At 62.3% G+C, this 13,595-nt stretch carries 15 protein-coding genes; 6 read left to right on the plus strand and 9 right to left on the minus strand.

Annotated features, from left to right (window positions below):
- Positions 1-24: 24 nt before the first annotated feature.
- The 4 genes from M1D43_RS30665 to traA are packed head-to-tail and all read right to left on the minus strand — an operon-like array spanning position 25 to position 5,698.
- A complete protein-coding gene (locus tag M1D43_RS30665; protein WP_498814929.1) occupies positions 25-642 on the minus strand; it encodes a TraH family protein in 618 nt (205 codons plus the stop codon).
- 16 nt (positions 643-658) lie between these two features.
- The gene (locus tag M1D43_RS30670) at positions 659-1,822 is read right to left on the minus strand and encodes a conjugal transfer protein TraB (protein ID WP_498814931.1); all 1,164 of its coding nucleotides are present in this window, start codon (positions 1,820-1,822) and stop codon (positions 659-661) included.
- Positions 1,812-2,378 carry a conjugative transfer signal peptidase TraF gene (traF, locus tag M1D43_RS30675; RefSeq protein WP_498814933.1) on the minus strand — a complete coding sequence of 189 codons (567 nt, stop codon included), beginning with the start codon at positions 2,376-2,378 and terminating at the stop codon, positions 1,812-1,814. Before traF ends, M1D43_RS30670 begins: the two co-directional genes overlap by 11 nt.
- Positions 2,375-5,698 carry a Ti-type conjugative transfer relaxase TraA gene (gene traA, locus M1D43_RS30680; protein ID WP_498814935.1) on the minus strand — a complete coding sequence of 1,108 codons (3,324 nt, stop codon included), beginning with the start codon at positions 5,696-5,698 and terminating at the stop codon, positions 2,375-2,377. The genes traF and traA overlap by 4 nt, the downstream gene beginning before the upstream one ends.
- A gap of 254 nt (positions 5,699-5,952) precedes the next feature.
- On the opposite strand from traA, the gene traC reads away from it, so the two are divergent.
- From traC to M1D43_RS30700, 4 genes are all read left to right on the plus strand, one after another.
- The gene (traC, locus tag M1D43_RS30685) at positions 5,953-6,261 is read left to right on the plus strand and encodes a conjugal transfer protein TraC (RefSeq protein ID WP_498814937.1); all 309 of its coding nucleotides are present in this window, start codon (positions 5,953-5,955) and stop codon (positions 6,259-6,261) included.
- Between the two features lie 4 nt (positions 6,262-6,265).
- Complete coding sequence (gene traD / locus M1D43_RS30690) at positions 6,266-6,481, plus strand: type IV conjugative transfer system coupling protein TraD (protein ID WP_498815054.1); 216 nt, start codon at positions 6,266-6,268, stop codon at positions 6,479-6,481.
- The gene (traG, locus tag M1D43_RS30695; protein WP_498814939.1) at positions 6,468-8,399 is read left to right on the plus strand and encodes a Ti-type conjugative transfer system protein TraG; all 1,932 of its coding nucleotides are present in this window, start codon (positions 6,468-6,470) and stop codon (positions 8,397-8,399) included. Before traD ends, traG begins: the two co-directional genes overlap by 14 nt.
- Before the next feature lie 436 nt (positions 8,400-8,835).
- The gene (locus M1D43_RS30700; RefSeq protein ID WP_498814941.1) at positions 8,836-9,285 is read left to right on the plus strand and encodes a thermonuclease family protein; all 450 of its coding nucleotides are present in this window, start codon (positions 8,836-8,838) and stop codon (positions 9,283-9,285) included.
- 236 nt (positions 9,286-9,521) lie between these two features.
- On the opposite strand, the gene M1D43_RS30705 is transcribed toward M1D43_RS30700, so the two are convergent.
- A complete protein-coding gene (locus M1D43_RS30705) occupies positions 9,522-9,824 on the minus strand; it encodes a hypothetical protein (protein ID WP_498814943.1) in 303 nt (100 codons plus the stop codon).
- Between the two features lie 442 nt (positions 9,825-10,266).
- Between M1D43_RS30705 and M1D43_RS30710 the strand changes: the two genes are divergently transcribed.
- A complete protein-coding gene (locus tag M1D43_RS30710) occupies positions 10,267-10,575 on the plus strand; it encodes a WGR domain-containing protein (RefSeq protein ID WP_498814945.1) in 309 nt (102 codons plus the stop codon).
- A 63-nt stretch (positions 10,576-10,638) separates the two neighbouring features.
- Here M1D43_RS30710 and M1D43_RS30715 read toward each other — a convergent pair whose 3' ends face one another.
- The 3 genes from M1D43_RS30715 to M1D43_RS30725 all read right to left on the minus strand — a co-directional run bounded on the left by M1D43_RS30715 (position 10,639) and on the right by M1D43_RS30725 (position 12,010).
- Complete coding sequence (locus M1D43_RS30715; RefSeq protein ID WP_498814947.1) at positions 10,639-10,812, minus strand: hypothetical protein; 174 nt, start codon at positions 10,810-10,812, stop codon at positions 10,639-10,641.
- Positions 10,813-11,215: 403 nt separating this feature from the next.
- A complete protein-coding gene (locus tag M1D43_RS30720) occupies positions 11,216-11,380 on the minus strand; it encodes a hypothetical protein (RefSeq protein ID WP_498814949.1) in 165 nt (54 codons plus the stop codon).
- Between the two features lie 318 nt (positions 11,381-11,698).
- Entirely contained in the window at positions 11,699-12,010 is a 312-nt protein-coding gene (locus tag M1D43_RS30725; RefSeq protein WP_498814951.1) for a DUF736 domain-containing protein, read from the minus strand.
- A 280-nt stretch (positions 12,011-12,290) separates the two neighbouring features.
- On the opposite strand from M1D43_RS30725, the gene M1D43_RS30730 reads away from it, so the two are divergent.
- The gene (locus M1D43_RS30730) at positions 12,291-12,635 is read left to right on the plus strand and encodes a hypothetical protein (RefSeq protein WP_498814953.1); all 345 of its coding nucleotides are present in this window, start codon (positions 12,291-12,293) and stop codon (positions 12,633-12,635) included.
- A 31-nt stretch (positions 12,636-12,666) separates the two neighbouring features.
- Here M1D43_RS30730 and M1D43_RS30735 read toward each other — a convergent pair whose 3' ends face one another.
- Positions 12,667-13,590, minus strand: coding sequence for an ArdC family protein (locus tag M1D43_RS30735; protein WP_498814955.1), 924 nt, complete (start codon positions 13,588-13,590; stop codon positions 12,667-12,669).
- Positions 13,591-13,595 lie beyond the last annotated feature (5 nt).

Raw genomic sequence — 13,595 nt, forward strand, 5'->3', positions numbered from 1 at the left:
TGCAGAGATGCCGGCGGCTCGGCACTACTTTTGACCACCGATTCGGGAAAGATCGACCCGCATTCCGGCTGCACCGATTTCCTTCTCGTCGGTAGGTTCCGCGCCAATCAGTGAGAACACGTCCTCATCCGCGGCATCAGTGTCCTTGCTGTCGGTCGGCTCGCGAGGGCTTTCGATCGGACCACCGGGATCCTCCGCCTGAAACACACTGACGCCCTCGAACTCTCCGGACTTCCAGGCATAGACCGCATCCTCGAAAATCTGCTGGAAGACCTCATCGCTCTTCGGATTGCCGTACCACTTGGCAACGATGCGCAGGACTTTGGCGAACATGGCCGTTCCCTTGCGGAGGTTTTCGCAGCGGTCGACCAGATCGTGCTTCAGACCAGCGGCATCCTTTACGCCGACACCCGCCGGGAACTGTGTCAGGCCGACGCGAACCACCGCTTGGCCGACATATTGCCGGACGGTCGCCATCGCTTCCTCTGCAGATGTCGCCTTGGGCACCAGGATCAGTCTCCCGCCCGATTTGACGGTAACGGCGAGCGAGTCCGTCGAGCCGGCGGCCGCGACAAACTGTTCGACGATTGCCGGCTTCAATGAAGGGTCGGCACATTGTTGGATCAGGGCAGCGTCGAGCATGACGTCTCCATGGCATTCAGGTGTTGAAGGAAAGAATGATCGGCTTTGCAAAAAGCCGCGCCCAGGCGGCGGCGTTGGCACGTTGGATGGCGACGATGGATGTCCCTTTAGTCCACCAGCCATTGCCGACCGCCACAACGACGTCCGGATCGTGGAGCATGGATTGGAGAATGGGCCAGACGATCAGTTGCTCGTAGCAGATCAGGGGCGCAATCCGACTTCCGGCGACGGCCGCAACCGGGTTTTCGAAGACATGCGCCCGCGCGCCGCCGCTTAGACCAAGCAAGGTGCGCCACGGCTGCCACATCGACCCCGGGACCGGCATTCGCTCAAGATAGAGGATCTCGGCGCCGGAGCCGGAGAGAGAAACCAGAACATTGTCGTATCCGCCCGCATCGACAGTCGCCGCGCCGGCGATGACCGTGACGCCGGTTCCCTGCAGCGCCCCTAGCCAGAGCCGCTCGACGGTCGGCGTCCAGAAACCGAGGGCGCTCTCCGGGAGCACGATCGCGCGTGCGTCGCCCGATGCTTGGGCCTTCGCCGTGACAATCAGATCACGGTGCCTGACAATGCTGGTGTCCCGACCCAGCGACGACCCCATTTGGAGATCGACGCCCTGCCAACCCTCAGGTAGTTTCGGATCGGTCCAGAGAGCGGCGGACCAGAGCCAAACGCCTGCGAAGGCGATGGCGACAGCCGGCCACATGCGGGTTACGAGGCCCATGAGGCCGGCTGTCATCGCCACCATTCCCCACCATCCCCATCCGGGAAACAGAACGCCGGCCGCCGTCACGGGATGTGCCCAGCCGGTGATGCCGAACGGTGGCACCGCCATGAGGACGGCTGCCATCAGATAGCGAAATGGACAATGGCGCGAATGCTTCGTCCAGAGGATCGCGTGGACTGCGACAAAGCTCAGGGATGCGCAGAGCCACAGCGCCAAACCAGGCCAAAGGTCGGACGCGTAGAAGGCCGCCACCCCTTGTGGCAGACCGTGCGACGCCGCCAGGAAATACCCGGCTGAAACGAGCGCCGCCACCGATCTCGTTTGCGCTCGCGCCCAAAGGATTGGGAACGCCAGTGCGGCCGGAAGCAGCAGCACATGACCGCTCCATCCAATTGTCCCGGCGAGGATCGCAGCAATGATCAGCAGCGTTGGTTTGAGATGATCACGGCGCATAGGTCAGAACCTCTTGCGCCAGGCCAAGGATACCGGAAGCGGCAACGGGACCGAAATAGCGGGAGTCGTAGGAGCCCGCGAAAGCCGAGTGCAGGAAGACGCTACTCGCCGGCACGATCCCGCCTCCGAACGGCGTCAACGGCCGTCCCTCTCCGTCCCGGTCTGCAAGCTTCGATCGAGCAACGTCACGCCCATCGACGCGAACGCTTGCTGCGATCTCGACCCGCTGGCCGGCGACGGCGATCACCGTCTTGATCAGCGGCGCAACGCCGCCTGGGCAAAGCCCGGAGCGCAGATAACCGCGGTGACGAGCCTCCTGCACGGCTGCTGTTCGAGGCGGGCAAATAAAGACGAGATCGCCGACCTCAGCGGCGCGATCGAGGTTGACAATACGCCAGAGACCGAGCGGTTCGCTCGGTGTGAGATTGATCCGATAGCCACCGAACCAAGCGAACAGGATCGCGCCAAGAAACAGTGTGGCCGCCGTCCCGAGACCACGTAGGGACGGCTTACCTCGTAGCTTCAGCGGCCCTGATTCATCGAGCCTGATATTCATTTGAGCGACATCCCCTGGCTCTTGGTCTGGCGCATCGTTTCTGCCTGTTTGAGGGCCTCCACCGTTCGCTCGTGAGCACTGAGTTGCTGCACCGCGCGCATCAGGCTCCAGGCCGATTGGACCTCCGCCTTCTGACCGGGGCTCATGCCTGCCGTGATCGTCTTGAAGGTCTCGCCATTCGTGTCCTTGGCGGCCAAGGGCAGGAAGGTGCGTTTGCCGAAACGCTCGGTGACCGCCTTGGCAAATCCCTCCAGTTCCGCCTTCACCATCTTGTCGGCGAGCGCGAACTCAAGCGCTGAGGGAAGGTCATTGCGGTCGATGGCGTCACGCACGCGCTCGAGCGTCTGGCGCGCATTCGGCGAGAGTGCCGGGATGTCGATCGAGACCTTGCGGCGGACCGCCACTTCCTCCGCCTGATAGCGTTGTTCGGCCTGGCTGCGCTGGCGCATATAATCGCCAAGGCTTTGAGCAAGAGCGGGAACGTTGCGTTCCGCCCTCTCGCGATCCTGCTTGTCGGCGCGGCTTGCGAGCAAGCCGGATTTGCCCCTGAGTGCACCGAAACTCTCCGGCTGGCCGGTCACCTTCGCAAGCGTCGATTTGGCGACGGCCTCATCCTTCAGCATGGCGTCGACATTGACGGCCTTGAAGGCGGCTTCCGGCTGCGCATAGACCAGATGAAAGCGGGTCGAAACGTCCTCCCATTGCTTCTTCAAGCCGGGATCGGATTCGAGCTTGTCGGCGACGGCCTGCTCGACGGTTTTCGGGAAAGTCGCAATACCGGCAACCATTGGCCTGGCCTCCTTGCTGCTTTGCGAGTGGGTTGGTTTGGTGCTCTTGGCGAAGCCGAGTTTGGCGGCAATGGCGAGGAGCCGGTCAGCGAGGTCCGCCAGTTTCTGTTTCTGGCGGATCGTCCATTCGAGGCGGTCGCGGGCAACCGTTCGGGCGACGTTGACGATATGCAGGCCGCGCGCTTCGGCGAAACGCAGCGCTTGCCGATAGAAGGTTGCTTTCTCGTAATCGAGCGTGGTTTCCTTGGCGGTCCTGCGTGACAGGATCTTTATCAGGCCGCCGGCGAAAGCGAAGGATCGGGTGCCGTAGTAGACGCGGAGATCTTCGCGATGACGGGTCATCGCCACATAGGTCAGATGCCGATCAAGGGAGAGGGAAGCGAGGACCTTGACCCGGTCGACGGTGGCGCCCTGGCTCTTATGGATCGTGGTGGCATAGCCATGGTCGAGATTGTTGTAGAAGCGCTGCTCAACTGTGACCTGGCGGCGATGCTCGCCTTCGCCGATCTCTGCGACAATGCGGTTTTGCGCGGCTTCGACGACCTTGCCGAGCATGCCGTTCTTGACGCCGAGCGAGCCTTCGTTCTTCAGGAACACGATCTGGTCGCCGACCGCGACATTGCGATGTCCGTCCTCCGTCCGGAAAGCAAATCCTTCGCCTAGGACGCCGCGCCCGACGAGTTCGGCCCGCGCCATCTCGTTGAGCATTCGGACGTCGCGCCTGAGATGGGCGAGGATCAGAGTCGTCTTCGCCGAATCGTAGTCGCGGTTCCAATCGGCGATGAGGGTCTCGACAGCCTCGTCCTTCAGCCGCAAGCCGATCATTCGACCCTGTGCGGTATAGGCATCGACAGCCTTGCGGATATTGCCGCGAGCGAGGTCGAGCGAAGCATCACGCATCCATTGCTCGCGCTGACGATAGATGGTCTCGAGTTCGGCATAACCAATCCGATCGGCAATGGCGCGGAATGCGGCCCCGGCCTCGATCGGCTGGAGCTGTTCCGGATCGCCGACCAAGACAAGCTTGGCGCCGGCCTTCGTCACCGTCTCGACCAGGTGCGCCATCTGCCGCGACGACACCATGCCCGCCTCGTCGAGAACGAAGACAGTCTTGTTGTCGAGCTGATTGCGTCCTTGCTTCCAACTGAGCTCCCACGACGACAGCGTGCGCGAGACGATCCCGGCTTCGTTCTCTAAGCCCTCGGCCGCTTTGCCTGCGAGCGCGCCGCCGACGACACGATAGCCGGCGGCTTCCCACGCCTCGCGCGCCGCCTTCATCATCGTCGTCTTGCCGGCGCCCGCACGGCCGATGACGGCCGCGATGCGCTCGTGTCCGGCGACATGTTCGAACGCCGTCTTCTGTTCCTCCGAGAGGCGCGAATGGCGCGCGAACGTCGCCTCGAGCACCGCTTCCCGAACGCCATGCGACGATCGCGCCGAGAGCCAGATTGCGCGACTGGCCATCTCGGCTTCGAGCCGGATCAGCTCGCGCGTCGTGTATTTGGCTGGCACCCGGGTTCCGGTCGCAAATGCGATCCGCTCGCGCTCGAGACGGAGCGTTTCGGGGCTCTGCAGAACGCACACCATCAGGCTTTGAAACAGGCCGGCATCGTCGATGTAACGATGCAGGATCTTCGCAATGTCCCGCTCATCGAAGACGCTCTTCTCCCGCGTGATCAAGTCGAGGACGATTTCCGGCCGGCGCTGGATTCGGCGTGCGTTCTCGCTTCGCCGCTCCTCCTGCAGCTCGATCCGTTCGAGCTTTGGCGACGATGCCGACGACTGCGTCTTCGCCTGCTCCGTCTTCCGGTCTATGGCGGTTGCGCCGACACCAATATGGATCGTCGGCTCGACTTCGACGCCCTGCTTTTCGAAGGATCGGCCATCGACGCGAATGTCGAGACCGGCCATTGCCAGATGCCGGTTCTGGCAGGAAAACCAGCCGTCGCGAAAGGCGTTGAAGTCGGCGAGGCTTCCGGCCCAAAGCTCATAGACGATCTTGCCGGCATCGTTGCGGATCGGATTGCCGTCCGGCCCGACAACCGCGACCTTCTTGGCGCCGAACCCGTCTTCCGTGAGAGGCCTCAGCGTCGTCATCATATGCACATGCGGATTGCCCGGCGCGTCATGGTAGACCCAATCGGCCACCATGCCCTCGGCGGTGATGTGCCGTTCGACGAAGTTACGCACCAGCGCGATGTTCTGCTCGGTCGTCAGTTCGATCGGCAGCGCAATCGTGACATCCTTGGCGAGTTGCGCGTCGGAGCGCTTCTCGAAATCCTCGACCTTGTTCCAGAAGGCTTCGGAAGCACCGGCGACCGACCGATCGGCAATCATCGTCCGCAGCCACTGGGGAGCGTCGGCCGGGATGACGAACTCCTCGTGCAGGAGACCCTGCTTGCGGGTGTAGTCGATCGTCCGCGCTTCCCGCTCGTACTCCATCTTCGCGCAGTGGCGATAGGCCGCCGACAGCACCGCACTGCGGCCGGAGCCGCGGGCGACGACGCTGACGGAGAAATGAGGAACGGCCACGCGGTCTGAGCTCCCGATTTGCGTACAGATTCAACGGGTTCGTCGGAAGCGGCGGCCCCGCCAGGGTGCAAAAGCAGAGCGTCGCATCAGCGACGTATAATTGCGCCCTTGGAAGCCGCTCCTTCGGAACGGCCGGGATCATTCACCAAAGCATCGCCCTTGGCGATTGTAGGATTCACAGTAGTGCGTTCCGCAATCCGTTCTGAAAAGCTGGCTTCGAAAGACAAGCTTTCTCAGCCAGGAGACGACCGGAAATGAAGAAGCCCTCCTCAAAAATTCGCGACGAAATCGCCAGACTCCAGGAGCAGCTCAAGGCCGCCGAAACCCGTGAAGCCGAGCGGATCGGCCGAATTGCCCTCAGGGCGGGCCTAGGCGAAATCGAGATCGAAGATGTCGAACTCCAGGCAGCCTTCGAGGGTCTGGCGAAACGCTTTCGCGGAGGCCAAGGGGAAGCAAAGGGTGTTTCGACCGGAGGAAAGAAGGGCAATGGGGACGCCAGCGCCGGCGCATCGACCACGACGGTCCCGCCTGGCGCGGCTGAGAGCGGCAATGGCGAGGCTTGAGCGGATGGCGCGAACCACGACGTCCGATGCCCGCAAGAAGGACACGCGGGAGAAGATCGAACTCGGCGGGCTGATCGTCAAGGCGGGTCTTCGCTACGAGAAGCGCGCGCTTCTTCTCGGAGCGCTGGTCGAGCTCAGTTCACGACTGAAGGCGGACGAGGGCGAGCGGGCGCGGCTGATCGCGATCGGGGCGGAGGCCTTCGGCGATGACGGCGCATAGGATTGCTCTCGTCGTCGCCCCGGTCGCACTGATGATGCTGGCAGTCATCGGCATGGCCGGGATCGAGCACTGGCTTTCGGCTTTCGGCAGGACGGAAGCCGCGAGGCTGTCTTTGGGCCGAGCGGGCATCGCCGTGCCCTATGTTACGGCCGCAGCCGTCGGCGTGATCTTCCTGTACGCAAGCGCCGGCGCGACGAACATCAAGTTCGCAGGGTGGGGCACCGCCGTGGGAGGCATTGCGACGATCCTGATCGCGGTGATGCGCGAGACCACACGTCTTGCCGGCTTCGCGGGGCACGTGCCGGCGGGCAAATCCATCGCTTCATATCTCGACCCCGCGACAATGGTCGGCGCAGCCACGGCACTGATGGCGGGAGGATTCGCGTTGCGCGTCGCGCTGATTGGCAATGCCGCCTTCGCGCGAGCAGAGCCGAAGCGCATTCGGGGACAAAGGGCGCTTCACGGTGAAGCCGACTGGATGAGGATGCAGGAAGCGGCAAAACTCTTTGCCGACACGGGTGGCATCGTCATCGGCGAGCGCTACCGGGTCGACCGGGATAGCATTGCGGCGCGATCGTTTCGCGCCGACGACCCTGAGACCTGGGGCGCCGGCGGCAGGTCGCCGCTGCTCTGCTTCGATGGCTCGTTCGGATCCTCGCACGGGATCGTATTTGCCGGCTCGGGCGGCTTCAAGACGACGTCGGTGACGATCCCCACGGCCCTCAAATGGGGCGGCGGCCTTGTCGTGCTGGATCCATCGAACGAGGTCGCGCCAATGGTCCTTGAGCAGCGCAAGGGCGCTGCGCGCTTCATCCGTATTCTCGATCCGAAGCAGCCGGAGACAGGATTCAACGCGCTCGACTGGATCGGCCGGTTCGGCGGAACCAAGGAAGAGGATATCGCCTCGGTCGCATGGTGGATCATGAGCGACAGCGGCGGCGCGCGCGGCGTCCGCGACGACTTCTTCCGCGCATCGGCGCTTCAGCTGTTGACCGCGCTGATCGCTGATGTCTGCCTGTCCGGTCACACCGACCAGGAGAACCAGACCTTGCGTCAGGTGCGTTCCAATCTGGCCGAACCGGAGCCGAAACTGCGCGAACGGCTGCAGGAGATTTACGACAACTCGAACTCGGATTTCGTGAAAGAAAACGTCGCTGCGTTCGTCAACATGACGCCGGAAACCTTCTCCGGCGTCTACGCCAATGCGGTCAAGGAAACGCACTGGCTGTCCTACACAAACTATGCCGCGCTCGTGTCGGGTTCGACCTTCTCGACCGACGCCCTTGCCGACGGCATGACCGATGTGTTCATCAACATTGACCTGAAGACGCTGGAGACGCATTCCGGTCTGGCGCGGGTGATCATCGGGTCGTTCCTCAACGCGATCTACAATCGCGATGGTGCGATGAAGGGCAGGGCGCTTTTCCTCCTCGATGAGGTGGCGCGGCTAGGATACATGCGGATCCTGGAAACGGCGCGCGACGCCGGCCGCAAGTATGGCATCACGCTGACAATGATCTATCAGTCGATCGGCCAGATGCGCGAGACCTATGGCGGCCGCGATGCGGCAAGCAAATGGTTCGAGAGCGCCAGCTGGATTTCGTTCGCTGCAATCAACGATCCGGAGACCGCCGACTACATCTCGAAACGCTGCGGCATGACCACGGTCGAGATCGACCAGGTCAGTCGCAGTTCCCAGGCGAGGGGATCGTCGCGGACGCGGTCGAAGCAACTCGCAGCCAGACCGCTGATCCAGGCGCATGAAGTGCTGCGAATGCGAGCCGATGAGCAGATCGTCTTCACTGCGGGAAACGCACCGCTTCGATGCGGCCGTGCGATCTGGTTCCGGCGGGATGACATGAAGGCCTGCGTCGGCACGAACCGGTTTCACAAGACCGGAAAAACGCTCGAAGCCTGAGCGGCCGGCGCGCGGTGCAACGAGCAAGGCCGATCCAGAACAATGAAGAGTATCGGAGAAATCAGCATAGCGCCGCCCAGCGGGCGGGATTTCGGGAATTCTCGTCGTGCGAGAGCGGGAGACAGCGCAGCCGCAGGAGCCTCAACATAGTGGCTCGAAGAGGAGGCGGGAACGACTGCGCCCCGCTCCCGCACACCGTATTTCCAGTCGGACCGCAATGCCAGGTCGAGCCCATCTGTAAACGCCGATAAAATCGGTATCCGCGATAAGCTGAGGCATGGGAAGAGAGGATGGAAGAGTGACGAAATCAAATGTGGTTCCGCTCAGAAAGACACGAAAGGCTGGAGGTGGTCGCTATCGACAACCGGCGCCCGGGCGGCCGTCAAAATCACTGCAGAGCAGCCGGCGTAAACGGTCCAGGACAATCGTATGGGTCGTGATCCTTGCTGTCGCCGGTTGGTTTGCCTACGGCGGCGCCGGCACTCTGCCCGGTCTCGTTACTCTGGCCAAGACGCCTACGGCGGATTCATTGTCGGCCGCCTTTTCGCTCTGCGGCGATAGCCGTCGGGCGAACTGCGTCGTCGACGGCGATACATTCTGGTTCGGCGGCCAGAAAATCCGCATCGCCGATATCGACACGCCCGAACTCGGCCCGCCGCGGTGCGAGGCTGAACGGATAAGAGGGGAGGCGGCGAAAGCACGCCTGCTGGTCCTGCTCAACGCGGGATCGTTCTCGCTGTCGGCCGGCTCCCGCGACGAGGACAAGTATGGTCGCAAGCTTCGAACCGTAACTCGTGCCGGCAATTCGCTGGGCACCGTTTTGATCAAGGAGGGTCTCGCCCGATCATGGGATGGCGCGCGTCATGGATGGTGCCAGGGCCAGTGACGGCATCATCGCATTTCATGTACGGGAGATGGAGAGGGGTTTGGGGAAAGGGAGGAGGGAACCGTCCCCTTTCCCCATGGGAGGAAGTTTGAAGGAGGGGCTCGCCCTTCCTTCATGGGGTGAAGTTGAGAGGGTGGCAACGCCCCTCTTCATAGCCGCTCCGGCCGGTCGATCCAGAAGGAACGGCTCGCGCGAAAACCAAGACCAGAGGCGGAAAGCCGCCTCTGGTCTGGACCTCAGTCGCCGGGATCGAAAGGCTCCCTGTCCTCAAGGCCGATATGCCATCCTTTGTCGGACCATCTGGACGGAAGGTAGATTTCATCACCGCCGAAGTGTGCAATGATGATCTTACCGGCCTCGTGGAACAAACCGAAATCGACCTTGTTCTCGATCGCCCAGAGCAACGCCGCCGACAGAAATTCGCGCGAGATGTTTGAGGGAAGGTGGACTTCCGCATCGAAATTGCCGCGCAAGTTTTCGAGCCAATCCGGCTGTTGCTGTGCCAGCTTCTGATCTTCAGTGATTTGATGCTTTGTCATCGGAGTCTCCTTTTCGTTTCTGACGAAAGGTGTCCGCACCGTAGGCCGTGAAGGGTCAGGGACCGCGGAACGCGGCCGCCGTGCGGCGAGCGGAGGAACCGATTTTCTCGGCGCCGCTCGCGGTGTTGGGAAAATTGGAGGGGCCGCGACGTCCTTGACGCCGGAACGGTGGGTGCAAAATAGGACGTCACAGAGAGATAGAACCGCGTTCTGGAAGGGCGCGACCGCTTGCCATCCGCGATGGCCATGGGACCTTCCAGATGTCTCCGGATGACGATATTTGGCTGAGGCATGCTACCTGCTGCGAGAGGATCGAAACCCGACAAGGCGGAGACCGCACGCGGGCTCCGGTCGCAACGCGACTAGAGCCGTGCGCCGCCGGCGCCTCGCCCATGCGCCATTCTTCACGAAAATGAATCGGTTGCACTTGTAGGATTCACATATGTCGTTGGACGTGCCGATCGTGCCTGGCGATGATGCCGGCATGATTTCGCAACCCTACCAGCTCTACGTCGAACGGACAGATCCGACGCAAAACATGGCGCGTTACTATGCCATGCAGATCGAGCAGACGATGTTCGGAGAGGCCTGCCTGACCCGCCGGTGGGGACGGATCGGAAAACGCGGGCAGGAGAAACAGCATGTTTTCAGACGGGAAGAAGAAGCGGTTCTGTTGTTCCTCGACCTGTTGAAACAAAAGCGTGCTCGTGGTTATCGGCCAAAACCGACACTGCGATATTCGCCACGCTGATCCCCAGCACCCTTGGGTTCTTCAAGCTACGACGAAAGGGCCGCCAAAGCGGCCCGTGGCGCGTCATTTGCGCCGGCTCCAATCGGTCTCGAAGGACACCTCGAGCTCGACGAGAAACGGGATCTTGATGGCGAGCTTCAGGCCGAGCTTTCCCTTGCGGAAGAAGTGGCTGATCACCTTGCCGAGGGCGCGGAGCCGACGGCCGGTAGCGGCGAGGAACTGAGTGAGCTGTCGCATAGCGGTTCCTCCTTTCGATTGGCTGACATCGCGGGGGTGAGACCGCAGACCGGAAAGGAGGGAAGCACTCGAAGAGCCGAAACAAAGTGGAGGACCTGCCAACGCCTGAATTTTGGTTGGCGAGGAGCCGCGCAGCGGCGGGGAAAATTCTGGCGCTGGCAGATTGCGTCGTGACGAACGGGCTGCAACATCCCCGATGAGAGAAGACGGCAGTGTCGAAAGGAGGACTACGACTGGGCGCTGTCGACGCTGGTCCCCCAGCCTCTCGATGGAGTGTTCACCCTTGCAGGCAGGGCCGCTACCGCAGCGCTGCCAAGCCGAAGTGGTGAGGGATGAAACTCTCACGGCCCGGGACAACGTCGATCCGGCGGACCGGCTCGGGTGACGAGAGTGAGAAGCCGCCTCAGAAAGGCGGCTCAGCTTCGATGGTTCCGTCCAGCTCGGCGAGCACGACGGCGAGCTCGGCCTGGGCGAGTTGCAGTTCCGCCTCGATCTGCCGGCGCTCCACGGCATCACACGCGCTCTTCAGTTCGGCGCGCAATTCGTCGATATGTTGTTCGATGGTCATCGTCTCATCTCCTTGAGTTCGTGAAAGACGATTTGCCGAGGCGTGACGGAATGGCGGGGTCAGGGATCGCGGAACGCGACCGCCAGCGGCGGCGAGGGGGGAGCCGATTTCGTTGGAGCGGAGGTAACCGGAGCGAAGGCGAAATTGGGGGGACACTCGTCCTTGAGGCCGCCAGTCCGGCACGGCACCATGGGGCACTCTGAGCAGACCCTTACGGTCCGTATGGCACCAGAAAAGCCAGAAACGGGCTCGATGCCTGTTTCTGGCTCCTGAAAAGAGAGTATTGGCCCCGCCTTGTCGAGCGGGGCCGGTTGGACCTCAATCCCGGTTCGGGCGAGACCAGATCAGCTGGAAGCCGTCTTCGCTTTCGACTTCCGTCAGCGTCGCGTAGATCGGAGCCGGGAAGCTCGGGTCGTCGAGCTTGACCGAGAGGTAGTCGCGGTCCGTCTGTTCGGAGCGCTTCTGCCAGGCAGCGCCCAACTCGACGGCGCCCGCGTAGATGCGGAAGTGCGGGCCCTTTTCGGAGGGATTTTCGATACGGGCGATGCGAGCCTTGACGTTGAGGGCGAGGGTGCGGATCGAGCCGCTGAAGCCGTTTTCGGTAGAGGTGAAGGTGCCGATCGTAGCCATTGTCATGTTCCTTTCGTTGTTTCGGGCCGCGCCCTTCGCGGCCTCGATGGCTGTCGCAAAGACCGGGGACGATCGGACCGCACCTCAGAAGGCCGGAATGAAATGGAGGGCGGCCGGGAAGAACTTTGTTGTTCCGCGAGGAATGGCGGCGGAGCCGGCAGGGGAAGAAAGTTCCGGAGGGCCGTTGCGGGAAGACGATCGAGGCGAAGCCGTTCTCCGGTCAGACATGCCTCATCGAGCCCGTGAGAGGGGCACGCCGGCAACAATGAGGAGAAGGAGCATGATGGCGACCGGCATGCGATCACGTCTGTCCAATACGGCCCCGGTGAAATTGGCCCTAGATACCAGGCGGTTTGCCGCGGACGCCTCGATATCGAGCGCCGCAGACGCTGGTTGCTTTGATCCATACGCGGGATATCGTTGCAGCGCGATTCGTTGCCCAAGAGTATCCATGCGCAAACAGACAAAGCCGTTCACCGTCGAAATCAAGCCATCCCGCAAGCCGAAATCGGGTCCACAGAAAATGTCGATCTGGGGCAAGTTGGACTTGAGAACGGATGAAGACCTGGTGAAGACAGAACCAGTGGCGGGTCCAGCCACCGCCGTTGGCGGCGGCCCGCCCTGATTATCTGTGAGCGGAAGAGGCACGAGCTTTTTCAAGCCGCCTGCCGATCCTGGTTCTCCGTCGGCTGAAGATCGTGAAGATAGGCAACGGCGCGCTGCGCATGCGCCGCGGCTTGGAAGATCGCTCGCTTGTCGCCGGATAGAACGGTGAGCCAGGACTGCAGGTAAGACGCATGATCCGGCCTCGGCTCGAGCTCCGGCGCGATGCCGAGATCGGCGCAGAGGAAGCAGCTACCAAGCTCAGCAATGAGTTCCTCGCGGGCACGTTCGCTTCTATCCCTGGAATAGCGGGAAAGATCACGGCCGACGCGGCTGGCCGGCGCCGTCCAGTGCGCGGCCTCATGACTGAGCGTCGCATAATAGCTCGCCGCATCCTTAAAACTCTCGAACGGTGGCATCTGAATTAGGTCGAGGCCGGGCGCGAAGAAGGCCTGGTTTCCGCCATGGCGGATCAGCGCGCCGGTGTTGCGGAAGAAGCGATCGGCATGCTCGACCCGTTCGACCGGATCGAGAACAGGATCCGGGCGGCGGTGATACTCGGGAAGTCCGTCGATCTGCTCGACGTTGAAAACGGTGTACGCCTTGAGGAACGGGATTTCCCGTTCGATCTCGCCGCCGTTGCCGTCCGTCTCGGCCTTGGTGAAGCGGCTTGCGAAGACGACTGTCGCGCCGGTTTCGCCCTTGCGTACCGCCGCCCCCAATTCGAGCGCCTGCTTGAATGTCATCCACATCGGTGAGGAATAGCCGCGGGCCATGCCCTCCGACCAAAGCAACAGAACATTCATGCCGGAATAGGGCTGGCCGTTGTGGCGCAGTGGCCGGCTGATACGGCCGTTCGTGTTCGCCGCATTCCACGGCTTCATCCAGGGCCGAACGCCATTCGTCAGATCCTCGATGATCTTATCGGTAATCCTTGCGTAGACATCGGCGCGCTGGCTTTCGTCCTTCCTGCTCATGTTCA

The organism is Ensifer sp. R1-3 (assembly GCF_056739175.1).

What these genes read in the sequence shown, in the direction of transcription:
- M1D43_RS30665 (WP_498814929.1), bottom strand. Translation starts at nt 642, where the DNA reads ATGCTCGACGCTGCCCTGATCCAACAATGTGCCGACCCTTCATTGAAG.
- M1D43_RS30670 (WP_498814931.1), bottom strand. Translation starts at nt 1,822, where the DNA reads ATGCGCCGTGATCATCTCAAACCAACGCTGCTGATCATTGCTGCGATC.
- traF (WP_498814933.1), bottom strand. Translation starts at nt 2,378, where the DNA reads ATGAATATCAGGCTCGATGAATCAGGGCCGCTGAAGCTACGAGGTAAG.
- traC (WP_498814937.1), top strand. Translation starts at nt 5,953, where the DNA reads ATGAAGAAGCCCTCCTCAAAAATTCGCGACGAAATCGCCAGACTCCAG.
- traD (WP_498815054.1), top strand. Translation starts at nt 6,266, where the DNA reads ATGGCGCGAACCACGACGTCCGATGCCCGCAAGAAGGACACGCGGGAG.
- traG (WP_498814939.1), top strand. Translation starts at nt 6,468, where the DNA reads ATGACGGCGCATAGGATTGCTCTCGTCGTCGCCCCGGTCGCACTGATG.
- M1D43_RS30705 (WP_498814943.1), bottom strand. Translation starts at nt 9,824, where the DNA reads ATGACAAAGCATCAAATCACTGAAGATCAGAAGCTGGCACAGCAACAG.
- M1D43_RS30710 (WP_498814945.1), top strand. Translation starts at nt 10,267, where the DNA reads ATGTCGTTGGACGTGCCGATCGTGCCTGGCGATGATGCCGGCATGATT.
- M1D43_RS30715 (WP_498814947.1), bottom strand. Translation starts at nt 10,812, where the DNA reads ATGCGACAGCTCACTCAGTTCCTCGCCGCTACCGGCCGTCGGCTCCGC.
- M1D43_RS30720 (WP_498814949.1), bottom strand. Translation starts at nt 11,380, where the DNA reads ATGACCATCGAACAACATATCGACGAATTGCGCGCCGAACTGAAGAGC.
- M1D43_RS30725 (WP_498814951.1), bottom strand. Translation starts at nt 12,010, where the DNA reads ATGGCTACGATCGGCACCTTCACCTCTACCGAAAACGGCTTCAGCGGC.
- M1D43_RS30730 (WP_498814953.1), top strand. Translation starts at nt 12,291, where the DNA reads ATGATGGCGACCGGCATGCGATCACGTCTGTCCAATACGGCCCCGGTG.
- M1D43_RS30735 (WP_498814955.1), bottom strand. Translation starts at nt 13,590, where the DNA reads ATGAGCAGGAAGGACGAAAGCCAGCGCGCCGATGTCTACGCAAGGATT.